This window comes from Ruegeria sp. YTSA144 (assembly GCF_059610125.1).
Window position 1 is genome coordinate 144,464 of the sequence record NZ_JBXWNA010000001.1, and the last position, 25,525, is coordinate 169,988.

Below are 25,525 nucleotides of genomic sequence, written 5' to 3' on the forward strand. Positions count from 1 at the left end.
AAGCAGCCCGGGCCTTGTGTCCGGGCTGTTTCAATGAAAAAAGACCGCACCCGATCAACGGGGTCGAGACAACAGCGCCGGACAGGCGGCAAGGGGAAAAGATGATCGTCGTCGAGGACGTGCACAAGCATTTCGGCGGATTTCATGCGGTGGACGGGGCATCGCTGGAAATCCAGAAAGGGTCGATCACCGGCCTGATCGGGCCCAACGGGGCAGGAAAAACCACTCTGTTCAATGTGATCGCGGGTGTTTTGCCGCCGACCAGCGGCAAGGTGGTGATGGACGGCGAGGATATCACCGGCCTGCCCCCTCATGAGCTGTTCCACAAGGGGCTGTTGCGCACGTTTCAGATTGCACATGAATTCCCGTCGATGACCTGCCGTGAAAACCTGATGATGGTGCCTGGCGCGCAATCAGGCGAGTCGCTGTGGAACACGTGGTTCGGCCGCAAACGCATCGCTGACGAAGAACGCGCACTGAAGGCCAAGGCCGATGAGGTGCTGGAGTTTCTGACGATTGAACATCTGGCCGATCACAAGGCGGGTCAGGTCTCGGGTGGTCAGAAAAAGTTGCTGGAGCTTGGCCGCACCATGATGGTCGACGCCAAGATCGTGTTTCTGGACGAGGTCGGCGCAGGTGTGAACCGCACCCTTCTGATGACCATTGCCGACACGATCCTGCGTCTGAACAAGGAGCGTGGATACACCTTCGTCGTCATCGAGCACGACATGGATTTCATCGGCAAGATCTGTGATCCGGTCATCTGCATGGCCGAAGGCAAGGTACTGGCCGAGGGTACCTTGGACGAGATCAAGGCGAACGAGCACGTGATCGAAGCCTATCTGGGCACCGGCCTGAAGAACAAAGACAAACTGGAGGCAGGCGCGTGAGCGACAACCCCTATCAGGATGACAAGGGCAACAAGGACGCCTCGATCACCAATCCGCACGGTGTCGGCACCATGACCCCGGCCCATCGCAAAAGTGGTGCGACCCATAAGGTCGAAGGTGGCCCGTTTCTGATCGGCGACACCATGACGGGTGGTTACGGCAAAGGGCCGGACATTCTGCATGATTGCACCATCGCCGTGGACAAGGGTGAAATCGCAGTCATCGTCGGCCCCAACGGTGCGGGCAAGTCGACGGCGATGAAAGCTGTGTTCGGGATGCTGGATGTCCGTTCAGGGTCCGTGCGTCTGGATGGCGAGGATATCACCAATCTCAGCCCGCAAGACCGGGTCATGCGTGGCATGGGTTTCGTGCCGCAGACACAGAACATCTTTACCTCGATGACGGTGGAAGAGAACCTTGAAATGGGTGCCTTCATCCGCCGCGACGACATCAGCCAGACGATGGAGCAGGTCTATGACCTCTTCCCGATCCTCCGCGACAAGCGCAACCAGCCCGCCGGAGAGTTGTCGGGCGGACAACGCCAACAGGTCGCAGTTGGCCGCGCGCTGATGACCCAGCCCAAGGTGCTGATGCTGGACGAACCGACTGCGGGCGTTTCGCCGATCGTGATGGATGAACTGTTCGACCGGATCATCGAAGTGTCCCGCACCGGCCTGCCGATCCTGATGGTCGAACAGAACGCCCGCCAGGCTTTGGAGATTGCCGACAAGGGATACGTTCTGGTTCAGGGGCGCAATGCCTATACCGGCACGGGCAAGGAACTGCTGGCCGATCCGGAGGTTCGGAAGAGTTTCTTGGGTGGGTGAGGATGAAACACTTTGCTAAATTCGTCGCGGTTTCCACTTTCTTTCTTATGCCCGGAAACGGGTTCGCAGAAATTCTGCGTTTGAAGGCGAACGGTGCTGAGATGCACTGCACCGCAAAACACGATTGCAACCCGCCTCTTGATTGCGGTGGAGATGATTTCAAGGACTGCAAACCGCGCAAGGGGTATTGCAAGGATTCCCTGAGCTTCGCTTTTCAGCCTCTTAAGGCGGAAGATACTAACGATCAAAAACAGTATGGCATGTTCGCTCTTGCTGGCCATGAAAAGTTCGTTTTATCAGGCGCAAAGATTGCTCTGGAAAACCAACAGAATGAAGTTTTGGTACTGTTGAAAGGTCAGCCGCCTTTGGATGATTTTGAGAATTGGGACGTCATGTTGTCAGATAGCGGACGAATCAGTGTTCACGTGAAACTCACGAGCGGCGTACCGTCCGTAGCTTCTTTTCGTGGCGCTTGTCAGGTGGCCAACTAATGGCCTCCTCACTATTCCCGTTGTTGTTTGAGCCAACGGGCTGAGACTGGGCACGTATTCTCCCCACGCTCAAATTATTCCGCCATCCCAAGATTTCCATGCGTCGGCTGCAATCCGGTCACATTGTGCGTTTAGCGCCGGGCGCTGTGAAGGAAACGGTTTCCCGGCCAAACAAATCAAGTTCCGTGAAATCAAGCGAACCTTCTGAATGAAAAACTCTGTTCAGGACCCAAAAATGAAAAAATGGATGTGTGTGGCCGTCGCCACATTGTTCGCAACCGCCGCAATTGCCGAAGAACGCCACTTTGTCTGCATCTCGGATCGTGACGGCAGCGAAGTGCGCCTCAACCGGGCACCGGAAGGAGACAAGGGCAATATCGAAACTGCGAACATCTCCGGCGACGCGATGGTGTTCAAAGGCGTTGGCAACATGACGTTTGTCCATATTGAAGGCGAAGATGTCATGACCTTTGTCGTGCATTATGACGACATGTCCTTTGACCTCTCGGTCAAGGGTCCTCACGCGGGAACCGATCATGGCACCTGCACCGAGACGGACGCCTGATCCCGCTTCTTACCATCTCAGTCACCCACCGGAATTGGCCGGTGCGTGACTGAGCCAGGCCAAAACTGAATAGTCTTGCCTGCTTCCGGTTTTCTCGTGGATTTTTTTTCACAACCAGCAGAAAAATATGACGCAAAACAGCGCAGGAAACATTGTGCCTGCGCGGACCGTCATGCCATAAGACCGCACCCGGACAGTGAGAAGAAATAATGGATCTACTCAACGCGCTTGTTGCGCTTGCGAATTTTGTGTTGGTGCCTGCGGTCGCTTATGGCAGCCAACTGGCGTTGGGCGCGCTTGGCGTGACCCTGATCTACGGCATTCTGCGGTTTTCGAACTTTGCCCATGGCGACACAATGGCCTTTGGCGCGATGATCGCCGTGCTGGTCACATGGGGGTTGCAGGCCGCCGGGATCAGCTTTGGACCGTTGCCAACCGCCCTGCTCGCCCTGCCCTTTGCCATCCTGGGCTGTATCGTGCTGGTGCTGATCACCGACAGGCTGGTCTACAAATTCTACCGTGAACAGAAGGCGAAGCCCGTCATTTTGGTGATCGTCTCCATGGGCGTGATGTTCATCATGAACGGCCTTGTCCGGTTCATCATCGGGCCAGACGACCAAAGGTTTTCGGACGGTGCTCGGTTCATTGTGTCGGCGCGCGATTTCAAGGCGATGACCGGTCTGCGCGAGGGGCTGGCCATCAAGACGTCGCAAGGTATCACGGTGATCGTCGCCGTTGTTGCCGTGGCGCTGCTGTTCTGGTTTCTCAACAAAACGCGCACCGGCAAGTCGATGCGGGCCTATTCGGACAACGAGGATCTGGCGCTATTGTCAGGCATCAACCCGGAACGTGTGGTGATGATCACATGGATCATCGTTGCGGCGCTGGCCACAACTGCCGGCGTTCTTTACGGGCTGGACAAAAGCTTCAAACCCTTCGTCTATTTCCAGCTTCTGCTTCCAATCTTTGCCTCGGCCATCGTGGGTGGTTTGGGGAACCCACTGGGCGCCATCGCAGGCGGGTTTATCATCGCGTTTTCCGAGGTGACGATAACATACGCCTGGAAGAAGGTGCTGACATATCTTGCGCCGGAAAACCTTGAGCCGTCAGGATTGGTGCAACTCCTCTCGACCGATTACAAATTCGCCGTCAGCTTTGTCATCCTGCTGATCGTGCTTCTGTTCAAGCCCACGGGCCTTTTCAAGGGGAAAGCAGTATGACCGACGCTGTCAAAAATTCGCTGCTCTTCGCAATTGTCGGCGGCCTGATCCTGTTGACCGGTTTCACGCAAAGCTGGAACACCGCGATCCTGATCCTGAATATGGGGCTGATTTCCGCCATCATGGCAATCGGTGTAAACCTGCAATGGGGTTTTGCCGGTCTGTTCAATGTGGGCGTCATGGGCTTTGTCGCCCTGGGCGGTCTGGCCGTCGTGCTGGTTTCAACACCGCCTACGCCCGGTGCATGGGCTGCGGGCGGCTATGGTATCGTTCTGGCTTTGCTGCTGGGCGCCGCGACAGTGGTGGCGGCTGTTCTGGTAGCAACGAGAATACCGAAAGGTCGAGTGCAAACCCTGACGATCATCGCCGTTCTTGTCGTCGGCTTTTTCGTCTATCGCGCAGTTTTCGACCCCAGCATTTCAGCGGTCGAGGCAATCGACCCGGCGATTTCCGGCAATATCGGAGGTCTTAACCTACCCGTTCTGCTGGCCTGGCCGGCGGGCGGTTTGCTGGCGGCGGGCGCTGCGTGGCTGATCGGTAAAACGGCGCTGGGCCTTCGTTCGGATTATCTGGCGATTGCCACATTGGGTATCGCCGAAATCATCATTGCAGTCATGAAAAACGAAGACTGGCTGGCCCGAGGCGTCAAGAACGTCTACGGCATCCCACGCCCGTCCCCTGTTGTGGGCTACGAAGTGGATTTGCAGAACGACCCGGCCTTTCTTGCGCGGGCTGAATGGTTGGGATTGGATCCCGTCACCGCGTCCACCCTTTCGGTCAAACTCGGTTATTCGCTGCTGTTCATGATCGTGCTTCTGGTGCTGCTCTGGATGGCTCAGATGGCGCTGAAAAGCCCGTGGGGCCGGATGATGCGCGCAATCCGTGACAATGAAGTCGCGGCCGAGGCCATGGGCAAGGATGTCACCCGTCGTCATCTGCAAATCTTCGTACTTGGTTCGGCCGTTTGCGGTATCGCTGGGGCAATGATGACAACGCTGGACGGCCAGCTGACGCCAAGCGCCTACCAACCGCTGCGCTTTACCTTTCTGGTCTGGGTGATGGTGATCGTGGGTGGTTCGGGCAACAACTTCGGGGCAGTTCTGGGTGCATTCCTGATCTGGTTCCTGTGGGTTCAGGTTGAACCGATCGGGTTGTGGCTGATGAATGTCGTTACCGCGGGCATGCCGGACGGAAGCGCACTGAAAGCCCACCTGTTGGACAGTGCTGCACATATGCGCCTGTTCACGATGGGCCTGATCCTGTTGATTGTTCTCAGATTCAGCCCAAGAGGGCTGATCCCGGAGAAATAGATCGCTTCCCCCTTCAATAAGCGAAACCGTGCCTTTACTTCGGCACGGTTTCTTGATTCTTAACGATTTTCTGAATAAACGGACCCACCGCAGTGTTTTCTTTTTGCGGTATGTTGCCGGCACTCACACCCGTCTACACCGATCTGTAACGATCACTCACACGTTTTGAAAAGAGTCAAAAATGAAAGCACCACGGTTCAAGACACTGCTTCTGTTTCCGGTTGTTGCCGTTGTAACAGCTGCCTGTATTCCGTCTCCGGAAGACCTTGAGACGACCCCCGTCAAGGTCCAGACGCCCAAGGGTGTCGTAACCTGTCAGCTGTATCGTCACGATCGGGTGACCTGGGACCGGGCGATTGACCTGCCAGCTACGAAAATGTCCGTGTCAGAGGCTGACGCCTATTGCCGTCAGGAAGGCCAGCGCCGTCTGAAGTGAACATTACGGCGCCCGTGATGGGCGCCGTTCCGTCATCTGTTGCGGAACAAACCGCCAAGAATACCTCGAACGATCCGGCGTCCGGTCGTTCCCTTCAATTCCTTGATCACCGCGTCGGTCATCGCCGAAGCAAACGTGTCTTTCCGGCGTTGCACCCGGGACGAGGATCTGCCGACCCGGCTTCCCGAATATCTGCGAGCCGAAGAATATTCTCGCTCCATCGGTGATTGTGCCTCCAGCACTTCATCGGCCTCTGCCTGTTCAGCGGCCTTGGCGGCAGCCTCAGCCCGAGCCTGAAGGATTTCAAAGGCCGACTGTCGATCAATACCATTGTCATATTTCGACGCCATCGGAGAGGCATCGAGAATGGCCCGCCGCTGGGCATCGGAAATAGGCCCCAACTGGGACCCCGGCGGACGAATCAATGTGCGCTCGACGATTCCTGGAACGCCTTTTTTCTGAAGCATCGACGTGACAGCCTCACCGACGCCCACCTCGCGGATTGCGGCTTCGGTGTCGAAGGCGGGGTTCTCGCGATAGGTTTCCGCCGCCAGACGCAGGTTCTTTCGGTCACGCGCCGTGAACGCCCGCAAAGCGTGCTGAACGCGATTGCCCAACTGTCCCAGAATATCCTCGGGTATATCGGCGGGATTCTGGGTGATGAAATAGACCCCCACCCCTTTGGACCGGATCAGGCGGGCAACCTGTTCGACCTTGTCCACCAGCACTTTCGGAGCGCCGTCAAACAGCAGATGCGCCTCGTCAAAGAAGAACACCAGCTTGGGTTTTTCAGGATCACCGACTTCGGGAAGCTCTTCAAACAATTCGCTCAGCAGCCACAGCAGGAACGTCGCATACAGCCGTGGCGCGGCCATCAGTTTGTCCGAGGCAAGGATGTTCACCATCCCCTGCCCGTTTTCATCGGTGCGCATCAGATCGGACAGATCCAGCGCGGGTTCGCCAAACAGCTTTGTTCCACCCTGGTTTTCCAACACCAGCAAACGCCGCTGGATCGCACCGACCGAAGATGTCGATACATTGCCATATCGCAATGAAAGCTGGGCCCGGTTCTCGCCGATCCAGACCAGCAGCGCCTGAAGATCCTTGAGATCCAGAAGCGGCATTCCCTCTTCATCGGCCACGCGGAACGCGATGTTCAAAATACCTTCCTGCGCTTCGCTCAATTCCATCAACCGGGACAGCAGCAAAGGGCCCATTTCAGTGACCGTCGTCCGCACCGGATGGCCCTGTTCGCCAAAAAGATCCCAGAACGCAACCGGACAGGCAGAATAGGAAAAATCGTCGAACCCAATGCGTTTGGCACGATCCATAAATGCCTGATGCAGTTTGTGCGCGTCGCTTCCGGGCAAAGCCAGGCCCGACAGATCACCTTTGACATCGGACAAAAACACCGGAACCCCGGCTTGGGAAAAGCCTTCCGCGAGGATTTGCAAAGTTACGGTCTTACCGGTCCCGGTGGCGCCGGCAATCAGCCCGTGGCGGTTCGCATATTTCAGCGCCAGTTCCTGCGGTTGGCCATAGCCTTCGCCTCCGCCACCCAAAAATACATTCTTGCCCATTAACACTGCCTTATGTTTCACCGATCCGTGACCAGCATACAAAGTTAACCTTTGACTGCGATAGTCAATTTGCCCCGCGCTTGTTTCCCTCACGTGGGGCAGACTTCCTCCCTGTCGACTGGCCGTGCCTTCGGGCACGGCTTTTTTGCAGGTTCAAAAATGGTTTCAAAGCTCTGACCGCAGTATTAAAATTTGAGGATAGCTGTTGACCCGTCTGCGACCCTCTCGTAGGGTTTGCGCATAAATAAGTCGGCCAGTCCGACGGGGAGAACCTTTTGGAGAAGAGAGCTGGTTTATACAGCTCTCTTTTTCTGTCTCAGTGCAGGTCGTTTCTGGTGTTCTGGCAAGAATCCGTTCACGTTCAGACCTGCCGTTCTGTTAGTGCCTGACACCAGTTCAGAAGAGTGTTAAACGAAGCAAAAAGCTCAAGCATCAAATCGAGGCACTCATGATCAAGCAACTTCTAACCGCAAATGCAATGGCCGTCGCCTTTCTAAGCAGCGCAGTCTACGCCCAGGAGGCCAACGACGAAAGCCAGCAGCAGGACGAGTCGGCCCAAACCGAAGCTGCACAGGAACTGGATCTGGGAGAAACCGGCCCACGTATAGGCGAACAATACGTCAAAGAAACAAGTGGTGCCTGGAGCATAACCTGTCTACGGACCGAAGAGGGCGATGATCCTTGCCTGCTGCGTCAAGTTCTTTCCGGTGCCGAAGGCCAGCCGATTGCGGAAATCTCGATAAACAAGCTTCCCGAAGGTACAGAGGCCGTTGCCGGAGCTAGGTTGACTGTGCCGTTGGAGACCATGCTGCAAGCGCAAATTGCTGTGTCCATAGACGGCGCACCGGGCAAAAGATACAACTATCATCACTGCAACCCGGTAGGCTGCGTCGCGCAATTGGGCTTTACGCAAGGCGATATAGACGCCATGAAAGCAGGCAGTAAGGCAACGATTTCGCTGGTGTCCATTCTGGCCCCCAGCCAACTGTTGCAAATCGAAATGTCGCTGGATGGATTCACCGTTGGTTACGATCAGTTGGAAGTCCTGCAAAACTGACACATCGCAGACAAAGGCCGCTCTGAATGCGGCGGCCTTGTTTTGAGCGTTGTTCTTTAAACTCGCTTCAGCGCCAAAACCGCGTTCAGCCCGCCAAAGGCGAAGGCATTGCTGAGCGCGACGTCGACTTTGGCTTCCCGAGCTTCGTTCGGCACAACATCAAGTGCGCATTCCGGATCCGGTTCCTCGTATCCGATGGTGGGTGCAATCACTCCGTCCCGCAGCGCCATGATACATGCCAACAGTTCCACCGCACCGGTTCCACCAATCAAGTGACCATGCATGGATTTGGTCGACGATATCATCAGATCGTCGGCATGGGGTCCAAATACATCCGCCACTGCGGCACATTCGGTTTTGTCATTCGCGGCCGTTCCGGTGCCATGCGCGTTGATGTAGCCCACATCGCTTGCATTCAACCTGGCATCGGCCAAAGCACCTGACATGGCCCGCGAAGCCCCTTGTTTGCTGGGCATCACGATATCGGCCGCGTCTGACGACATAGCGAAACCGACGACTTCGCACATTATCTCGGCGCCCCGGGCATGGGCGTGTTCGTATTCTTCGAAAACAAAGATACCGGCCCCTTCCCCCTGTACCATTCCGTTGCGGTTGGCACTGAACGGTCGGCATGCGTCCTTCGACATCACGCGCAGCCCTTCCCAGGCTTTGACGCCACCGAAACACAACATGGATTCGGACCCGCCTGTGACCATGACCGGTGCAATACCGCTGCGGACCATCTGAAAGGCCTGAGCCATGGCATGGTTCGACGATGCACAGGCGGTCGACACGGTGAAGCTGGGGCCCTTGAGGTTGTGTTCCATGGAAACATGGCTGGCCGCCGCGTTGTTCATGAGTTTGGGAACAACAAAAGGGTGTACCCTGTTCTTGCCATCCTCATAGACCGATCGGTAATTGTCGTCCCACGTCGACACGCCACCCCCGGCGGTCCCCAGGACAACACCTGACTTTGCAGCAAGCTCTCCGTGAAACTCGATGCCGGACTGGTCAATGGCCTCTTTGGCGGCGGTCAGAGTGAACTGGGTGAACCGGTCATACAGCGACATCTGTTGACGGTTGAACCGCCCTTCGGCCTCAAAGTCACGAACCTGCCCGCCGATCTTGATGGCCAACCGGTCAACGTCCCGGAACTTCAGTTCCGAGATCCCACAGCGACCTTCTCGCATGGCTTCCAGCGTGTCAGGAACCGAATGGCCCAGTGAATTGATCGTACCTGCGCCGGTAATGACAACACGTTTCATGAGCGTTTGTCAGACCTTTTCCGACACGAGCTTTTCGATCCCGGCAATGATCGCAGCAACATTCGAGATATCAAAATCGTTGGCCTCGGGTTCATTGGCGTTGAACGGAATTGAAATGTCGAACTCTTCCTCGATGGCGAATATGCTTTCGACCAGACCAAGGCTGTCGATTCCCAGATCTTCCAGCGTGCTTTCGGGCGTCACGTCCGATGGCTCCAGCACGGCCTGCTCTGCAATGATTGCGATGACGCGGTCGCTGATGCTCATGTCGATCCCCTGATTTTCAGTTTGACGATGATTTAATCGCTTGGGGTCTGTTTGAAAACAGCCTTTTTCAATGCCTCAACGTCGCGTGCCATGCGGGGCAGTCGCCGCTGCGCCTTGTAGACATCGGTATGGGTCTCCATTTTGATGCCCGGATACCCCATGATGACGCGCCCGGCGGGCACATTTGACAGAATCTTCGTGCCCCCGCCCGAAATGACGCCGTCCCCTATGAAAATATTGTCGACCACTCCGGTCTGACCACCCAGAACAACGTTGTTGCCGATCTCGACCGAGCCGGACACACCCGTCTGACCGCACAGCAGACAATCCTGCCCGACGCGGGTGTTGTGCCCGACATGGACCAGATTATCCAGCTTGGTGCCGTCACCGATCCGCGTGTTGCGGATGGTTCCATTGTCGACGGTGCAATTGGCGCCAACTTCGACATCGTCCCCGATCTCAACCGCGCCCAAAGAATGGATGCGAAGCCAGCTTTGGGCCTTGGCGCCGCCCTGGTCGCCCAACGTTTTTCGGGCGTTCTCGGCGCCAGAGACCTCGGGCGTTACGAAACTGAATCCGTCACCGCCAATCCTTGCGCCGGGCTGCGCGATGAACCGATCCCCGATTTGGGCCCGCGCGCCAATGCTGACCATTTCCCGCAGCAGGGCCTGTTCGCCTAGAACGGCGTCGATACCCACCACGCAGTGTGCTCCGATGACCGAGCCCGAACCAATTCGCGCCCGCGCACCAACAACGGTCAGCGGTCCTATGGCCACGTCAGATCCGATTTCAGCCGTTGGATCGATTACCGCGGAAGGGTGAATGCCCGGTTCAATCCCTTGCCCGCGATCCAGCATTGCAGTGATCCCCGCCATCGCCATGCGCGGACGTTTCACGAAAACGGCCGCCCGCAAGCCCATGGCCTGCCAATCCGCGCCTTCCCATAGAACGGCGGCGCGCGCGTCCCCTTTCGAAAGCGCTTCGGCGTATTTCGGAGACATGGCCATGGCCAGATCGGTTGGGCCGGCATCGCCCGGTTCGGCCGCCCGCACGATCGTCAGGCCGCCATCACCTTGGCACTCGGCACCCAAAGCGTCGGCGATTTGCTGAATGGTAAACTGCATCTCGGGCTTCCTTTTGGCAGGATTTGCCCTGTGCTTAACCCTGAACGTCCGGCAGGGCCACCCCTGCCTTTTGCAGGGCCTCCCAAATCTTGCGGTCCCGGCCATAGACATCACGGCGATACTGCACGTCGCCCTTTGGTCCGACATAGGCTGTTCGATAGATCAGGTGGACCGGAACTTTTTGTTCCAAATCGACCTTGGTTTCCTTTCCCGTGCTCAGAACACGATGAAAGAAGGCCTTGGGATCCTCTTCCTGTTTGGCCAGCAATGCATAGGCAAACTCGAAAGGCTGCGCCAGCCGGATGCAGCCGTGCGAGAACGCCCGCACCTCACGCGCGAACAGGCTTTTCTGAGGCGTATCATGCAGATAGATATTGTACTTGTTGGGGAACATGAACTTGACCAGCCCCAAAGCATTGCTTTTGCTGGGCGGCTGGCGCATCGCAAATGGAAAGCTCCGGGCGGTGAACTGATTGAAATCAACCGCCCCGCGATTGACCTGCCGCCCCCTGCTGTCCGTGATCTGGATATGACCGACCGCGTTTGGGTTCGCTTTCAGCTTCGGCAGGTATTCCTTGGTGATGATCGAGCGGGGAACATACCAGCTGGGGTTTATCACCATATGCTCCATCACATCCGAGAACTCCGGGCTGCGGCGATCATGCGTGTTCTTGCCGATCACCGCACGGGTTTCAAAAGTGACTTGACCGTCATCCACGATCTTTGCCGAAAAATCTGTCTGGTTGACAAGAATATGACGTGCGCCGCGATCCCGAGGCAGCCAGCGTTCCCGTTCCAGAGCGACATATACAGCCTTGAGCCGGTCCACGGCCGGGCGATTCAACTCGGCAATCGTGCCCTTGCCTGCAACGCCATCAGGTTCCAATCCATGCGCGATTTGAAAGGCCCTGACCCCTTCCAGCAGCGCGGCGTCGAAGGAGGGGCTGGCCGATGGCTTCATGTAGCCCATCAACACCAGCCGATTGCGAAGCTTCACGACATTGGGCCCGGTATCACCGTATTCCAGCTTGGTTTCCGGGACAGTTGCCCCCCAACCGCCTTGATCTATCAAGGCCTGAAGCGCCAGCTTCTGTTTCATCAAAGCCCGGTACTGACGGCTTTGAGGAGCAAGCTGCGTAAAATACCCGGCGCCATGTATGTTCAGGCCGTTCAGATGCTCGGCCGCGCTGCGACGATCCACCGACCGAACAAGTCCGTCGTCGATGCTTCCCGGTCGCAGAACACCCGAGTACAATGCGTCGGCAAATTTCACGAAAACCCGGGTCAGCTCCGCTTCGACGGCGCCAAGGTCACGTGTCGAGCGTGCATCCTGCATTTTCTGCATCAAGGATGAAACTGTCGCATCGGCCTGCGGCAGACCGTGCAGATGCGCATGTGACAGTGCCTGGATCAATGCCGCCCGGCGTTGCATATGCTCATCGGATTCACCCACCCAAATCGGCGAAAACCCGTTTGTCCGATAAAACTCTGCGATCTGGGAGTCCCGTGGAGTATGTTCTGCGACGGCCATCTGAAACGCCGTGTTGTGCGTGGGTTCAGAGGTGGTATTCGCCACACTGGCCGTGGCCGCAAAACAGGCGGCAAACAGGATACTGGTACTGGCTCGGAAAACAGAAAGCATTGGATGGCCTTGGAATCAATGACTTGGTTGGTGATACATGCGCCGAACAACTATGAATTCCACTGCGCAGACTTGTCTATTCACAAATTCCTTACCAAATTGCTTCTGTTGTCGTCTGATGCGCGTTTGCATCGACCCGGTGGCGCGCAGCCGACACCTGCCAATATTCTGCGCCCGCCTGTGACATTTGCGCAAAAAACTGCCGAAAATTCCCCCTTGAAAAGATGACTGTGAATCACTTCTTGGCCGCCGAATCCGATTGTGTCATAAATTCCGCATCTGGGATGGGAAAAAATTAAGACAGCGCGCGTAACATCGTGCGCAGGCAGGAACAGTACGGGACGAACCAAAATGACCAAGAGCAGTTCCTCGGGCTTGACCCGGCGTGCCCTTTTGGGGGCGTTTGCAGCAACCGCAGTCGCAGCCGCACCCACCTACTCCAATGCAGCAGGCTTTTTGCGCGGCGGCGGCGATATCCGTCGCATTCGCATGTATTCCGGTCGCACAGGCGAACGGTTGGACATGATTTATTGGGTCGATGGTAAGTATATCAAGGACGCTGTCAAAGAAGTGAACCATTTCATGCGGGATTGGCGCACGGATCAGGTAAAATCCATCGATTTACGCACGATTGATATCATGGCGGCATCACACAACCTTCTGGATGTCAATGAACCTTATATGTTGCTGTCGGGCTATCGCTCTCCACAGACCAACGCCATGCTCCGCGCCCGCTCTCGTGGCGTCGCCCGGAAATCGCTTCATATGCAGGGACAAGCCGCAGACTTGCGCCTGGCGTCCCGCTCTGTCTCGCAGATGGCCAAAGCAGCTATGTCATGCCGGGCCGGTGGTGTCGGCCAATACTACGGGTCCAATTTCGTGCATATGGACTGCGGCGTCGTGCGCACCTGGCGCGGCTAAGACGGCGCCTTCGCAATCTCGGCCGGTCTGACAGGGGCTTGCCGGGAGGGCCGGCTACATCCCTGCGTCTCCACCTCCGCCGCCGACATCCCCGCCACCGCTATCATTGCTGGAAGCCGTTTCCGTGGTGGCGCTGGTCTCACGGGACTTTTCATCCCCGGTATCAGAGGCAGCATTGGAGCTGGAAGCATTGTCGCCTTCTGAATCCTCGTCGCTGTCGGGTTCTTCGTTGTCGGTCAGCTTGCCAAGGATGAACGCCAGAATTACGGCGACCACGATCCAACCCAAAAGGTTTAAGAGTGAAAGGCCCATAATTGTGCCGCCCAACACCAACAGGGCCACAATCACGACGGCCATCAACATTTTTTTTGAAGAGATGACTTTCACGTTCTTTCCTCCGTTAAAGTTGACGCAAGCCAGCCTTGTTCGGAAAGTGTACATCAAGAAACCACTGACAGAGAGGTCAAGCCTCGAAAGCAATCGTCAACTGCGATCAGCATGGCGGCGCTGGCAATTTTGAAAAGGCCGCCTGCGCAGCGATAAGACGGAAAGGCGCTGACATGATCAATGCGAGAGGTCGTGTCTCGAGATGCAGTTGCCGAACTCAATCAATCTTACATCTCCCAGACGCATATTCATGGAACAATCGCGGCAACCCTGTCTCGATCTTGTTCGGGGCTTGCGAAAAGGATTGCAGCCCGGAACACCGCACGCACCCCTGAACACGATCCTCCAAACATTGACCTAGGGCCTCAAGGGTGCTGCCTGAATCAAAAAGGATGCTTTATTGACCCGAGATCTGTTCTTCCAAAGCGCAAGGCGCTGCTGATCGCGTTTTTCATACTCGGCAAGGCGGCATGTTCTCGGAGCAGAGCAGGCCCCTCTTCCTTCACAGCGAAACGAGCCTGAAAGAATTCCAGTCCGGTGATCTGAGCAACGTCCTTAGGGAACCTTCGTTTGAACCTGAAGCCTTCCTTGAGTTTGTCGAGATATTTGATCTTCATCACGATAGCCATGTGGTACTTAAACTCCTGCAAATGTGGTACAGAAGCGGCTGTTTTTCCCAACAAACCTTAGAAATATGGCGATGGTGGCGCACCTGAGAGGATTCGAACCTCTGGCCTCTGCCTTCGGAGGGCAGCGCTCTATCCAGCTGAGCTACAGGTGCCTTGGCCGTTAGCTAACCTTGTTCCAATCCGGGTGCAACTGAAAATCGTGATTGTTGCACCCTCTTTGAAACCAAAATCAGGCGAAAAGATCATGCGCCAATTCAAGCGCTTCGATCAGCGTGTCGACCTCATCCGTCGTGTTATACAGACCAAAGCTGGCACGACAGGTCGCCGTGACGCCCAGGTGATCCATAAGCGGGCCTGCGCAGTGATGCCCGGCGCGGACTGCAACGCCTTTTTTGTCCAGAATGGTGGATACATCATGCGCATGGCCGGCCCCGTCCAGCGTAAAGCTGAAGATGGCTGCCTTGTCTGGCCGCGTGCCCTGAACCTGAAGCCAGTTGAGACCGTTCAGGCGCTGCATCGCATAGTCCCGCAAGCCGGATTCATGGGCGGCAATGTTTTCCATTCCCAAATCCATCATGTATTCCAGCGCAACGCCCAGGCCGATGGTTTGGACAATGCCGGGTGTTCCGGCCTCGAACTTCATAGGCGGATCGTTGTAGATCACCTGATCCTTGCTGACCTCTTTGATCATGTCACCGCCACCGATAAAGGGGCGCATCTCGGCCATGCGTTCGGACTTGATGTAGATCGCACCCGACCCCGACGGGCCATACAGCTTGTGGCCGGTGATGGCGTAAAAGTCGCAACCGATGTCCTGCACGTTCACCGGCATATGCACCGCGCCCTGACTGCCATCAACCAGCACCGGAACGCCCCTGGCATGTGCACCTTCGGTGATGGCTTTGACATCAACGACAGTACCCAGAACATTGGAACATTGCGTCACGGCCACAAGTTTGGTTTTTGGGCCGATCGCATCGATCACCGCCTGGGGATCCAGCCCTCCGTCAGCGTCCACATCCACCCACTTCAGAACGACGCCCTGCCGTTCCCGCAGGAAATGCCAGGGCACGATGTTGGCGTGATGCTCCATGACGCTCAGGACGATCTCATCCCCGGCTTCGAGGCGCGGCATGGCCCAGCCATAGGCAACAAGATTGATCCCTTCGGTCGTTCCGGAATTCAGAACGATCTCATCCTCGGTCGATGCCCCCAGGAAACGGGCGATGATGCCGCGAACGGCTTCGTATTTCTCGGTCGACAGATTGGACAGATAGTGCAATCCACGGTGAACATTCGAATACTCTTCGGAATAGGCACGGGTCACCGCATCGATGACGACCTGAGGCTTTTGAGCCGACGCACCGTTGTCCAGATAGGTCAGCGGCTTGCCATTCACCTGACGTGACAGGATCGGAAAGTCAGAGCGAATTTTCTGCACATCATACATGATACGGTTTTCCTAGACAGGCGCGGCCGGTGTTAAATACAGGACGAAGGGAACCGCAATCAGGGCTGACAACAGAATTACGGCGAAGGATTTCCAAAGGGATCCGAATTGATGCGCTTCGTTCAGGAAATGAAGCGTGATGTAAAGGCTCAGGATCGCCGTCGCGAACAGCATCATCATCATCAGAAACGGCATCGTCAGGCTTAGAACAAGGGTCATGACCAGGGCAACGATTTGCAGGAACTGCAACCACACTGTCAGGACCATCAGATCGTCAAAGCTTGCTTTGCCGCCTATCGCTTTTCCGACGACGAAGAACGCGAGGATGCTCAGCAGCATTGCTCCGGCGGACCGCAGCAAAACAACGGGGATACTTTCGGGTGGCGGTGCGATTTGACCCTGCGGCACGGGGACCGACAAATCGATGCCCAACTGCACGAGACAGTTCAGAACCACTGCCAGCGCAAAGGCCAACCACAAACCTTCCCGCCCCGGCTTCAGGGACAACAGCTGGCGGGCGGCTTGGTCGGGGCTTCTGATCGTCAGAACCGCCAGAGCGCCAAGGGAATTGATCGTCATGCAGCGGACCTTTGCACTTGTCTCAGACCGGATAACCAGAACCAGACAAAAACAGCAACCCAGGCGACACCCACAATTGTCAAAGCGGGCCCGGGCCCGATGAACCCGGCAACCAGACCATTCAACAAGACCAGGGGGGCGGATGCCAACAACGCCCAGAACAGGGCCAGTCGTGCGCCATAGGCTGTGCCCTGCCCGCCCGCCATCCGCGCCGCCCAATAGGAAACCAGCGCCAGCGTATAGAAAAACAACGGCAATATGAACACCGACCCCAGCAAGGCGCCGCCCAGAAGCATGTTCAGCTCGACGCCTTCAATATGCGCTTTGCGGGCAAGGCTGGGCATTTGCGCAACAAAGGCCACCACGCAAAAGGCCATGACAAACACCAGCGCCCTGTCTTCCCGCTGACCCATTTCTAGAAGCCGGTGCACCACGCGCCCCGGCCCCCGGTATGTGGCCAGTATGTCAGACGAGACAGCCATCAGCCACGACGCGCCAGCCACCCTTCCAGACGGCTTACGATCTCGTCCGTCAAGGCGCTGTCTTCGATCTCATCCACCGCTTCGGCAAGAAAGGCCAAAGTCAGCATGTTGGTCGCGTCCTTGACCGGCACGCCACGGGACCGCAGATAGAACAGCGCGGTTTCGTCTATCGCACCCGAGGTCGAACCATGCGAACACGCCACGTCATCAGCATAGATCTCAAGCTCGGGCTTGGCGAGGAACTGGCTGTCACCGTCCAGAAGCAGCGATTGGCTGATCTGGTAACCGTCGGTCTTCTGGGCGCCTTCCTTGACCAGGATCTTGCCCTGGAACACGCCGGTCGCCCCGTTGCGCAGCACTTTCTTGAACACCTGCCGGCTTTCGCAGTTTACCGCGTCATGGGTGATGAAGACCGTGTCGTCATGATGGAAGTCGCCATCGCCAACACAGGCCCCGGCCACATGGGCGACCGCGTCATCGCCGGTCAGCTCGACGACCTGCTCATTGCGGGTCAGCACGCCGTTCACGGTCAAAGTGAAGGACTTGTAGACCGATTCCGTGCCCAGACGGGTGAACATGTGGGTCGCGGCCCGACGTTCATGGTCCCTGCCCTGCGCGCGCACATGATGCAGCGTGCCCTTGTCGGCAATGTCGATCTCCATGCACTTGTTGAAGCGTGACGCAGCCGGGCCGGTTTCCAGAATGGTGGCCTCGGCCCCGCTTTCCACACGAACGACATGGTGCAGGATCGCATCCGAGGTCGGCGACGCATGACGATAGATCAGGTTGATCGGTTTGGACGGTTTGCCAGTAACGTGAATCGCCACACCATCCGACGCAAAGGCCGTGTTCAACGCCGCCAACGGGCGCTGGACCGGGGACTGACCGCGCGCTTCAAGTACGCCATACAGGTCTTTCGCCCAATGAATGTCCTTGCAGCAGATATCCTCGAGCCGGTCGATGGTCACGCCTTCCAGCGACAGGTCGTCCGACTCTTCGGCACTGAATTCACCGTCCACGAAGACGATGTTCAGCCGGTCGAGCTCGCTGAACATCAACGGCTCATCATCGGCAAACACCGCCGCCGGAGGCGCGTCTGGCGAGACAAGCGTATCCGGTTGAGTGTATTTCCAATATTCGTCACGCCGTCCGGGCAGACCGGTTTCCAGAACACGCGCCAGCGCGTCTTCGCGCGCGACGCGGGTGCAGCCCGCATCGGGCATGGTCAAGGCAGACAGCCGGGCCTCGGTTGCGGATTGTTTGACTTCGGGCAAGGCCATCAGTTCACCTCGGCAAGAATGTCGGCATAACCGTTGTTTTCAACCTCAAGCGCCAGTTCGGGGCCTCCGGTCTTGACAATACGGCCATCGGCCATGATGTGCACGACGTCGGGTTTGATGTGATCCAGCAGGCGCTGGTAATGGGTGATGACCAGGAACCCACGACCTTCATCGCGCAGGGCATTCACACCTTCGGCTACCAGCTTCATCGCGTCCACATCCAGACCCGAGTCGGTTTCGTCCATGATGCACATCTTGGGTTCCAGCATGGCCATTTGCAGGATTTCATTGCGCTTTTTCTCACCACCCGAGAAGCCCACATTGACCGGACGCTTGAGCATGTCCGCGTCGATCTTCAACGCCTTGGCTTTGGCACGCACTTCCTTGAGGAAATCCGCCGCGGACAGCTCGTCCTCACCACGCGCCTTGCGCTGAGCATTTACGGCGGTGCGCAGGAAAGTCATGTTGCCCACGCCCGGAATTTCCACGGGGTACTGGAACGCCAGAAATACGCCAGCAGCGGCGCGCTCTTCCGGTTCCATCTCCAGCAGGTCCTCGCCATCCAGCGTGGCAGAACCCTCGGTCACTTCGTACCCGTCGCGGCCCGACAGCACATAGCTCAGTGTTGACTTGCCTGACCCGTTCGGCCCCATGATCGCGTGTACCTTGCCGGCCTCAACCGTCAGGTCCACACCCTTGAGGATCTGCTTGTCTTCTTCTTCAAGCTTCACGTGCAGATTCTTGATTTCCAGCATTTTTTATCCTTTTGCGTATCGCAAGGGGCACCGTGGCCCCGAAACCTTCCTATCCCAGAAACTTGCGGATCAGCCGCGCGACGATCCAACCCAGGATCGCCCCTCCGCCAACCGCCCAAACCGGGTTGATGAATTCCATGTGGTTGATGTTGACGTAAGCCATACCCAGCAGACCGCCCAGAACCGGCAACGCGTACCCCAGCCAGGTCAGCACGTCCTCTTTCCGGATGCCGTTTCGTGACGCCCGCGTCATCAGCCAACCGACCCTTCCAGCGAGATTGCCACCAATTGCTGCGCTTCCATGGCGAACTCCATCGGCAGTGCTTGCAGAACGTCTTTGCAGAACCCGTTGACCACCAAGGCCACGGCCTCTTCTTCGTCCATGCCGCGCTGACGGCAGTAGAACAGCTGATCGTCATCCACCTTGGATGTCGTCGCCTCATGCTCAACCCGGGACGAGTTGTTCTTGACCTCGATATACGGAACCGTATGCGCGCCGCATTTGTCGCCGATCAGCAAGCTGTCGCATTGGGTATAGTTGCGGCTGTCCTTGGCCTTCGGATGCATCGAAACCAGACCGCGATAGGTGTTCTGCGCCTTGCCTGCGCTGATGCCCTTGGACACGATGCGCGACTTGGTGTTCTTGCCCAGATGGACCATCTTGGTGCCGGTATCGGCCTGCTGATAGTTGTTGGCAATCGCGATCGAATAGAACTCACCCTGGCTTTCGTTGCCGCGCAGAATGCAGGACGGGTATTTCCACGTCACGGCCGAGCCGGTTTCGACCTGCGTCCACATCACCTTGGACCTGTCGCCCCGGCAGTCGGCACGTTTGGTCACGAAGTTGTAGATGCCGCCCTTGCCGTTCTCATCCCCGGGGAACCAGTTCTGGACGGTCGAGTATTTCACCTCGGCGTCTTCCTCGACGATGATTTCGACCACGGCTGCGTGCAACTGCGCGGTGTCGCGCTGGGGCGCTGTGCAGCCTTCCAGATAGGACACGTACGAGCCTTTGTCCGCGATGATCAATGTTCGTTCGAACTGGCCGGTGTTTTCGGCGTTGATGCGGAAATAGGTGCTCAGCTCCATCGGGCAGCGGACACCGGGCGGAATGTAGACGAAAGACCCATCCGAAAACACGGCTGAATTCAGTGTCGCATAAAAGTTGTCCGACACCGGAACTACAGTGCCCAGATACTTCTTGACCAGTTCAGGATGTTCCTTGATCGCTTCTGAAATCGAACAGAAGATCACGCCGGCTTTCTTCAGTTCGGCCTGAAAAGTCGTGCCAACCGAAACCGAGTCAAAAACCGCGTCGACAGCAACCTTGCGACCCTCGGCCGGTGTGTCTTCAGCACCTTCGACGCCAGCCAAAATCATCTGTTCTTTCAGTGGGATACCCAGCTTTTCGTATGTGGCCAACAGCTTGGGATCGACCTCATCCAAGGACTTTGGCTTTTCTTCCATCGATTTCGGACGGGCATAGTAATACTGGTTCTGAAAATCGATCTCGGGATAGGTGACCATGGCCCATTTCGGTTCTTCCATCTTGGTCCAGCGCTCAAACGCGGCCAGACGCCATTCGGTCATCCATTCCGGTTCTTCATTCTTTTCCGAGATCAGTCGGACGATGTCAGGGTTCACACCTTTCGGCGCGTACTCCATCTCAATGTCAGTTTCCCAGCCGTATTTGTAGGTTCCGGCCTCGCGCACCGCATCCACGGTTTCCTGATCGACACCTTCTTTAACCTGGGTCTGGTCCAAAGCGGCCATGACTTGCCCTCCGTCAGATCACGCGGCCCGCGCGCGATGCTTTTTCTCTTTCTCAAGCCACGTCTCGGCGAAACGCAGCACATCTTCTTCCGTTGTCCGAGGTCCCAGCGACACGCGGATTGCGCTGCTGGCAGTTTCCTCGTCAAATCCCATTGCGGTAAGCACCGCGCTGGCACGAACCTTGCCGCTGGAACAGGCAGAGCCCGCACTGACGGCAAAACCCGACAGGTCCATCTGCATGACCTGGGTTTCCCCCTTCCAACCGGGCACAGCAAAACACAGGGTGTTCGGCAGGCGTTGCCGCCCTTTCCCGACAAAAATAGGTGATTTTACAGCAGCCTCAAGAGCGTTTTCTAGAATATTTCTAAATTCTTCGATCTGCTCCCAAACGCCATTGGCCAGATCCCGTGCAGCAGCTTCAGCTGCGGCGCCGAACCCCGCGATACCAATGACATTTTCTGTTCCTGACCTGCGGCCCATTTCCTGACCACCCCCCTTGATCTGCGCCGCCAGATCTGTTCCGCGATGCATCACAACAGCACCGACACCCTTTGGGCCGCCCAGCTTATGGGCGGAAATCAAGGCCATCTGCGCATTCATCCAGTTGAACGCGACGGGCAGCTTGCCAAAAGCCTGTGTGGCGTCTGTCACGGCCAGACCGGGCGGCAGTGTTTGAACAATCCCCGTCTCAGAGTTTGCCAGTTGCAACGTCGACGTTTCAGGTGCGGCCACCTGCACGTCTCCGGCCTCGGAAACCGAAAGATCCTCTTTGATCCAGGCTCTTACCGCGTCATGCTCAATCGCTGCGCCGTGCAATTTGCGCCCCGACAATGTCAGCGCCGCGCCTTCGGTTGAACCAGATGTAAAGACGATATCCGCTCCATCCGCCCCAAAGGCCGATGCAACCTGAGCCCTAGCACGCTCGATCAGAGCCTTGGCGGCCCGACCTTCCGCATGAACCGACGAGGGGTTGCCGCAGACATCCATCGCCGCAATCATCGCGTCCCTTGCTTCGGGGCGCAGCGGCGTTGTTGCATTGTGATCCAGATAAACACGTTTCATGGATACATCTTTTTGCCGACAGACTTCATTTCTTACCTCGCCCGCTCAGATCATTCATCTACGACAGAGAACAGGCTCGGCACGGCCGGGCATGGGGCGAGGTCGTTCTTGATCACATCCGACAACCGGGTTTGATGCAGGAACACATAGACATGCGCGCTGAGACTTTCCCAAAGCCGATTGGTCAACGATTGTGCGCGGCTACCGGACGAAGCCCCGGACGCTCCTGCCCCTTTTTGCAGCGCATCAACGGTTTCGTCCACGGCCGCCAGAATCTCGACAACGCGAATTTCGGACGCCGGGCGCGCCAGTCGATACCCGCCGCCGGGCCCACGCACGGAGGACACCAAGTTCGCCCGGCGCAGTTTGACGAAGAGCTGCTCGAGATATGGCAACGAGATGTCCTGCCTCTCGGAGATTTCCCCGAGCGTTACCAGTCGTTCCGTCGGCTGAAGCGCAATATCCGCCAGAGCGACCATTGCGTAACGCCCTTTGGTCGACAGCTTCATTCCATGTCCCCTTTCAGCAGGATTTGCGCGAAATCATTGACGCCGACGTTGCCAGTGCGTATCTCCGACTGACAGCGCAGAAAAGCGCCATGCAATGCAATTAGAACCGTTCTAAGGTGCCCGACGATTATCGTCAAGTATATCCGGGCATCTGTACGAAAAAGACAGGACCAAAGCACACATGCCCGAGGTGATTTTTCCCGGACCCGAAGGCCGCCTGGAAGGCCGCTACCACCCGCAAAAGGAAAAAGACGCACCGATCGCCATCGTGCTTCACCCGCACCCTCAGTTCGGCGGGACCATGAACAACAAGGTGGTCTACAACCTGCACTATGCCTTCTACAACATGGGCTTCACCGTGTTGCGCTTCAACTTTCGCGGCGTCGGTCGCAGCCAGGGCGAATACGATCAGGGCGTGGGCGAGCTGAGCGATGCGGCGTCGGCGCTGGACTACCTGCAATCGATGAACAACAATTCGAAACACTGCTGGGTCGCAGGTTTCTCGTTCGGTGCGTGGATCGGTATGCAACTGCTGATGCGCCGCCCTGAAATCACGGGATTCATCAGTGTATCGCCCCCTGCAAACATGTACGACTTTTCGTTCCTTGCCCCCTGCCCGTCTTCCGGCCTGATCATCAACGGCACGGCTGACAGGGTGGCGCCTCCGGCTGACACGACCTCGCTGGTGAACAAGCTGCACGAGCAAAAGGGAATCACCATCACGCACACCGAAGTGGAAGGTGCGGACCACTTCTTTCAGGATCGTCACATGGACACGCTGATCACCAATGTCAGCGACTATGTGAAACGCCGCCTGACCGAGAACACCCGCTGATGTCCGACACCATCACATCTCTTGCCGCCAAACTGGCCGAAGATACGATGAAGGTTATGGATGAGACAGGCGAAGACAGGTTCTTCGTCGAAGTTGGAGAAGTGCTCGGGGCTGCGTCTCAGTCTCTGGAAGAGGCGTTTCTGACGGAAATTCGTGTTCGGTTGGCGGAACGGAAAGCCAGGCAGTTCGTGATCAAACGCTTGTCTGCGCATCGTGCGAAGCAGAAAGCGATCGAAAAACAATGACCGACCGTTTGTCGGCGCAAATCGCATTTCTGAAACGGGCCGACGAACTGAAAATGGTCGAGCGGGCAAATGTCCTGCTTGACCAGTCCAGACCCGAGAATTCCGCGGAGCACAGCTGGCATCTGGCCTTGTGGGCCCTGGTCATGGCCCCGTTGGCAGGGTCGGATGTCTCGATTGATCGGGTCATCCGTATGCTGTTGCTGCATGACCTGGTTGAGATCATCGTCGGCGACCACCCCATTCATCTTGAAACCGATTGGAACTCGGTTGCCGAGGCTGAGCAAGCCGCAGCCAAAGATCTGTTTGGGCTGTTGCCAGGGGATCAGGCTGATGCCCTCCACGCTTTGTGGCGTGAATTCGAGGAGGATCAGACCGCCGACGCCCGGTTTGCAAAAGTTCTGGATCGGTGTCAGCCGCTGTTTCAGGTTCTGTGTGCCCCGAACCCCGATCCGGACCACGTGGACATAGCGCGTTCAAATCTCGAAGGCGGTCGCGCCGCCTATCTGGCACAGGTTTTTCCACTGGCCTACGAGCACGCCGCAAACCTGCTGGCTGGTGCAGATACGAAGGCCAACGCGTTTACGACACGGCTGGCGTTTCTGACCGAAGCCGATCAGTTGAAATCCGTTCTCCGCGCCTCGCGGTTGATGGCGGGAGATCGTTTCGAAAACTCGGCAGAACACTCGTGGCACATCATGCTCTACGCCTGGGTTCTGGCTGAAAATGCGCCCTCAGAGATCAGTGTTGATCGGGTCCTTCAAATGCTGCTGCTGCACGATATCGTTGAAATCGACGCGGGCGACAATCCGATCCACGGGCAGGTCGACCACGCAGCGCAAGCAGCCAAGGAACAAGCGGCGGCCAAGCGTTTGTTCGGGCTGCTGCCCGACACGCAATGCAGCACCTTCACGACACTGTGGCAGGAGTTTGAAGCGGCAGACAGCCCGGAAGCCAGGTTCGCCAAAGCCGTTGATCGTTTTCAGACACCTGTCGCCAATCTGGAAACCGGTGGCGGGTCGTGGGTCGATTACAAGGTTACATATGCCCAGCTTGAGGCACGCGTTCAGCCTGCGATTGCAGCAGGTTCTCCTCGGCTTTGGGATTGGCTGCAACCGCAACTGGCAGCACATTTCCAAAGCGTCGAGGCTGTACATCACTAGACGGAAAAGAAAAAAGGAGCCCGACGGCTCCTTTTTCCCTGCTAAGCTCTACGTGGCGCTTAAAAAACACTACTACCATCAAACCGTTCAACCATGTTGGCTGCTTCAACTTCGACGGACCCCCCGTCAGCAAGCCACCCAATCGCCACTATCAGACCCGCAGCAAATATCACGGATTTCGAAAATGTCGTCATAACTCAATACTCAATAACAAATCCTAAAATACGCTGAGAACATTACACTAATTCGATTCTCTGAATAGTCAGGTATACCTGACCTCAGGTGGTTTTCTTCCATCTTCAGACCCAAAATTGCCTTGCCCACTCCTTCGGTTTCATGCTCAACGCGAGGTATCTTTCCTGTTTCGAGGATCAAAATGCCCCAAGCCTATCTGTATCTGATGCTGGCTGTTGTTGCGGAAACCATTGGCACCACGGCCTTGCAGGCCAGTCAACAATTCACGCGGTTCTGGCCGTCCGTCCTTGTGGTCATGGGGTACGGAGTCGCGTTTTACCTCATGGCGCTGACGCTGAAATTCATGCCTGTCGGTATCGTTTATGCAATCTGGTCAGGTCTGGGCATCTTTCTGATCGCCGTGATCGGATTCATCGCGTTCGGCCAAAGGCTGGATTGGCCTGCGATCCTGGGGTTGACGTTGATCTTGTCCGGAATCCTGATCATTCACCTCTTTTCCAAGACTGCCGGCCACTGATCCACGGTTAGGGCTGGTATATTTTGTCGCGCCGCGCTATGCGCGCGGCAACTTCCCGTTCAAAGGCTGACC

Annotated in this window: 29 protein-coding genes and 1 tRNA gene; 13 read left to right on the forward strand and 17 right to left on the reverse strand. The window is 56.8% G+C overall.

Features of this window, described 5'->3' with window-relative positions:
- Positions 1–101: 101 nt before the first annotated feature.
- From AC2FF8_RS00770 to AC2FF8_RS00800, 7 genes are all read left to right on the forward strand, one after another.
- Positions 102–890 (forward strand): ABC transporter ATP-binding protein, encoded by a 789-nt coding sequence (locus tag AC2FF8_RS00770; RefSeq protein WP_152457994.1) that lies wholly within the window; start codon positions 102–104, stop codon positions 888–890.
- Positions 887–1,717 carry an ABC transporter ATP-binding protein gene (locus tag AC2FF8_RS00775; protein ID WP_496878684.1) on the forward strand — a complete coding sequence of 277 codons (831 nt, stop codon included), beginning with the start codon at positions 887–889 and terminating at the stop codon, positions 1,715–1,717. Before AC2FF8_RS00770 ends, AC2FF8_RS00775 begins: the two co-directional genes overlap by 4 nt.
- 2 nt (positions 1,718–1,719) lie before the next feature.
- A complete protein-coding gene (locus AC2FF8_RS00780; RefSeq protein WP_496878685.1) occupies positions 1,720–2,208 on the forward strand; it encodes a hypothetical protein in 489 nt (162 codons plus the stop codon).
- A gap of 235 nt (positions 2,209–2,443) precedes the next feature.
- The gene (locus tag AC2FF8_RS00785) at positions 2,444–2,773 is read left to right on the forward strand and encodes a hypothetical protein (protein WP_496878686.1); all 330 of its coding nucleotides are present in this window, start codon (positions 2,444–2,446) and stop codon (positions 2,771–2,773) included.
- Positions 2,774–2,982: 209 nt separating this feature from the next.
- Entirely contained in the window at positions 2,983–3,993 is a 1,011-nt protein-coding gene (locus AC2FF8_RS00790; RefSeq protein ID WP_170344258.1) for a branched-chain amino acid ABC transporter permease, read from the forward strand.
- Entirely contained in the window at positions 3,990–5,303 is a 1,314-nt protein-coding gene (locus tag AC2FF8_RS00795) for a branched-chain amino acid ABC transporter permease (RefSeq protein ID WP_170344256.1), read from the forward strand. Before AC2FF8_RS00790 ends, AC2FF8_RS00795 begins: the two co-directional genes overlap by 4 nt.
- 181 nt (positions 5,304–5,484) lie before the next feature.
- Positions 5,485–5,739, forward strand: a complete 255-nt coding sequence (locus AC2FF8_RS00800) for a hypothetical protein (RefSeq protein ID WP_496878687.1) — start codon at positions 5,485–5,487, stop codon at positions 5,737–5,739.
- A gap of 32 nt (positions 5,740–5,771) precedes the next feature.
- On the opposite strand, the gene AC2FF8_RS00805 is transcribed toward AC2FF8_RS00800, so the two are convergent.
- Positions 5,772–7,319 carry a helicase HerA-like domain-containing protein gene (locus AC2FF8_RS00805; RefSeq protein WP_170344253.1) on the reverse strand — a complete coding sequence of 516 codons (1,548 nt, stop codon included), beginning with the start codon at positions 7,317–7,319 and terminating at the stop codon, positions 5,772–5,774.
- Between the two features lie 448 nt (positions 7,320–7,767).
- Here AC2FF8_RS00805 and AC2FF8_RS00810 point away from each other — a divergent pair, with 448 nt between their 5' ends.
- Positions 7,768–8,376 carry an invasion associated locus B family protein gene (locus AC2FF8_RS00810; RefSeq protein ID WP_496878688.1) on the forward strand — a complete coding sequence of 203 codons (609 nt, stop codon included), beginning with the start codon at positions 7,768–7,770 and terminating at the stop codon, positions 8,374–8,376.
- A gap of 56 nt (positions 8,377–8,432) precedes the next feature.
- On the opposite strand, the gene AC2FF8_RS00815 is transcribed toward AC2FF8_RS00810, so the two are convergent.
- From AC2FF8_RS00815 to AC2FF8_RS00830, 4 genes are read right to left on the reverse strand one after another with little or no spacing between them, the layout of a single operon-like run.
- Positions 8,433–9,641 carry a beta-ketoacyl-[acyl-carrier-protein] synthase family protein gene (locus AC2FF8_RS00815; RefSeq protein WP_496878689.1) on the reverse strand — a complete coding sequence of 403 codons (1,209 nt, stop codon included), beginning with the start codon at positions 9,639–9,641 and terminating at the stop codon, positions 8,433–8,435.
- Between the two features lie 9 nt (positions 9,642–9,650).
- Positions 9,651–9,908, reverse strand: a complete 258-nt coding sequence (locus AC2FF8_RS00820; protein ID WP_152458003.1) for an acyl carrier protein — start codon at positions 9,906–9,908, stop codon at positions 9,651–9,653.
- Positions 9,909–9,940: 32 nt separating this feature from the next.
- Entirely contained in the window at positions 9,941–11,032 is a 1,092-nt protein-coding gene (lpxD, locus tag AC2FF8_RS00825) for a UDP-3-O-(3-hydroxymyristoyl)glucosamine N-acyltransferase (RefSeq protein WP_257600748.1), read from the reverse strand.
- 34 nt (positions 11,033–11,066) lie between these two features.
- Positions 11,067–12,674: a L,D-transpeptidase family protein gene (locus AC2FF8_RS00830; protein ID WP_496878690.1), complete on the reverse strand. Its 1,608-nt coding sequence runs from the start codon at positions 12,672–12,674 to the stop codon at positions 11,067–11,069.
- Positions 12,675–13,025: 351 nt separating this feature from the next.
- On the opposite strand from AC2FF8_RS00830, the gene mepK reads away from it, so the two are divergent.
- Complete coding sequence (gene mepK, locus AC2FF8_RS00835; protein WP_170344246.1) at positions 13,026–13,595, forward strand: peptidoglycan L,D-endopeptidase MepK; 570 nt, start codon at positions 13,026–13,028, stop codon at positions 13,593–13,595.
- A 54-nt stretch (positions 13,596–13,649) separates the two neighbouring features.
- Here mepK and AC2FF8_RS00840 read toward each other — a convergent pair whose 3' ends face one another.
- The 12 genes from AC2FF8_RS00840 to iscR form a co-directional block, all read right to left on the reverse strand.
- Positions 13,650–13,952, reverse strand: coding sequence for a hypothetical protein (locus AC2FF8_RS00840; protein ID WP_496878691.1), 303 nt, complete (start codon positions 13,950–13,952; stop codon positions 13,650–13,652).
- Between the two features lie 413 nt (positions 13,953–14,365).
- Entirely contained in the window at positions 14,366–14,611 is a 246-nt protein-coding gene (locus AC2FF8_RS00845; protein ID WP_496878692.1) for a hypothetical protein, read from the reverse strand.
- Positions 14,612–14,686: 75 nt separating this feature from the next.
- A tRNA-Arg gene (locus AC2FF8_RS00850) sits at positions 14,687–14,763 on the reverse strand.
- A gap of 77 nt (positions 14,764–14,840) precedes the next feature.
- Positions 14,841–16,061 (reverse strand): cysteine desulfurase, encoded by a 1,221-nt coding sequence (locus AC2FF8_RS00855; RefSeq protein WP_496878693.1) that lies wholly within the window; start codon positions 16,059–16,061, stop codon positions 14,841–14,843.
- Positions 16,062–16,073: 12 nt separating this feature from the next.
- Entirely contained in the window at positions 16,074–16,640 is a 567-nt protein-coding gene (locus AC2FF8_RS00860) for a YIP1 family protein (RefSeq protein WP_171168083.1), read from the reverse strand.
- Positions 16,637–17,122 carry a YIP1 family protein gene (locus AC2FF8_RS00865; protein WP_170344241.1) on the reverse strand — a complete coding sequence of 162 codons (486 nt, stop codon included), beginning with the start codon at positions 17,120–17,122 and terminating at the stop codon, positions 16,637–16,639. The genes AC2FF8_RS00860 and AC2FF8_RS00865 overlap by 4 nt, the downstream gene beginning before the upstream one ends.
- Positions 17,122–18,402, reverse strand: a complete 1,281-nt coding sequence (locus AC2FF8_RS00870) for a SufB/SufD family protein (protein ID WP_496878694.1) — start codon at positions 18,400–18,402, stop codon at positions 17,122–17,124. Before AC2FF8_RS00870 ends, AC2FF8_RS00865 begins: the two co-directional genes overlap by 1 nt.
- Positions 18,402–19,157, reverse strand: a complete 756-nt coding sequence (sufC, locus tag AC2FF8_RS00875) for a Fe-S cluster assembly ATPase SufC (protein ID WP_496878695.1) — start codon at positions 19,155–19,157, stop codon at positions 18,402–18,404. The genes AC2FF8_RS00870 and sufC overlap by 1 nt, the downstream gene beginning before the upstream one ends.
- Positions 19,158–19,206: 49 nt before the next feature.
- Positions 19,207–19,410: a hypothetical protein gene (locus tag AC2FF8_RS00880; protein WP_170344237.1), complete on the reverse strand. Its 204-nt coding sequence runs from the start codon at positions 19,408–19,410 to the stop codon at positions 19,207–19,209.
- Positions 19,410–20,930 carry a Fe-S cluster assembly protein SufB gene (gene sufB / locus AC2FF8_RS00885; protein ID WP_496878696.1) on the reverse strand — a complete coding sequence of 507 codons (1,521 nt, stop codon included), beginning with the start codon at positions 20,928–20,930 and terminating at the stop codon, positions 19,410–19,412. Before sufB ends, AC2FF8_RS00880 begins: the two co-directional genes overlap by 1 nt.
- A gap of 18 nt (positions 20,931–20,948) precedes the next feature.
- Positions 20,949–21,992, reverse strand: a complete 1,044-nt coding sequence (locus AC2FF8_RS00890) for a cysteine desulfurase family protein (RefSeq protein WP_496873544.1) — start codon at positions 21,990–21,992, stop codon at positions 20,949–20,951.
- A gap of 50 nt (positions 21,993–22,042) precedes the next feature.
- Positions 22,043–22,501 (reverse strand): Fe-S cluster assembly transcriptional regulator IscR, encoded by a 459-nt coding sequence (gene iscR, locus AC2FF8_RS00895; protein ID WP_170344232.1) that lies wholly within the window; start codon positions 22,499–22,501, stop codon positions 22,043–22,045.
- Between the two features lie 181 nt (positions 22,502–22,682).
- Here iscR and AC2FF8_RS00900 point away from each other — a divergent pair, with 181 nt between their 5' ends.
- The 4 genes from AC2FF8_RS00900 to AC2FF8_RS00915 all read left to right on the forward strand — a co-directional run bounded on the left by AC2FF8_RS00900 (position 22,683) and on the right by AC2FF8_RS00915 (position 25,453).
- Positions 22,683–23,336 carry an alpha/beta hydrolase gene (locus tag AC2FF8_RS00900; RefSeq protein ID WP_152458017.1) on the forward strand — a complete coding sequence of 218 codons (654 nt, stop codon included), beginning with the start codon at positions 22,683–22,685 and terminating at the stop codon, positions 23,334–23,336.
- Positions 23,336–23,581 (forward strand): hypothetical protein, encoded by a 246-nt coding sequence (locus AC2FF8_RS00905; RefSeq protein ID WP_152458018.1) that lies wholly within the window; start codon positions 23,336–23,338, stop codon positions 23,579–23,581. Before AC2FF8_RS00900 ends, AC2FF8_RS00905 begins: the two co-directional genes overlap by 1 nt.
- Positions 23,578–24,741 (forward strand): HD domain-containing protein, encoded by a 1,164-nt coding sequence (locus AC2FF8_RS00910; protein ID WP_496878697.1) that lies wholly within the window; start codon positions 23,578–23,580, stop codon positions 24,739–24,741. Before AC2FF8_RS00905 ends, AC2FF8_RS00910 begins: the two co-directional genes overlap by 4 nt.
- Positions 24,742–25,117: 376 nt before the next feature.
- On the forward strand, positions 25,118–25,453 hold the full coding sequence (locus tag AC2FF8_RS00915; RefSeq protein WP_496878698.1) for a DMT family transporter: 336 nt from the start codon (positions 25,118–25,120) through the stop codon (positions 25,451–25,453).
- Positions 25,454–25,525 lie beyond the last annotated feature (72 nt).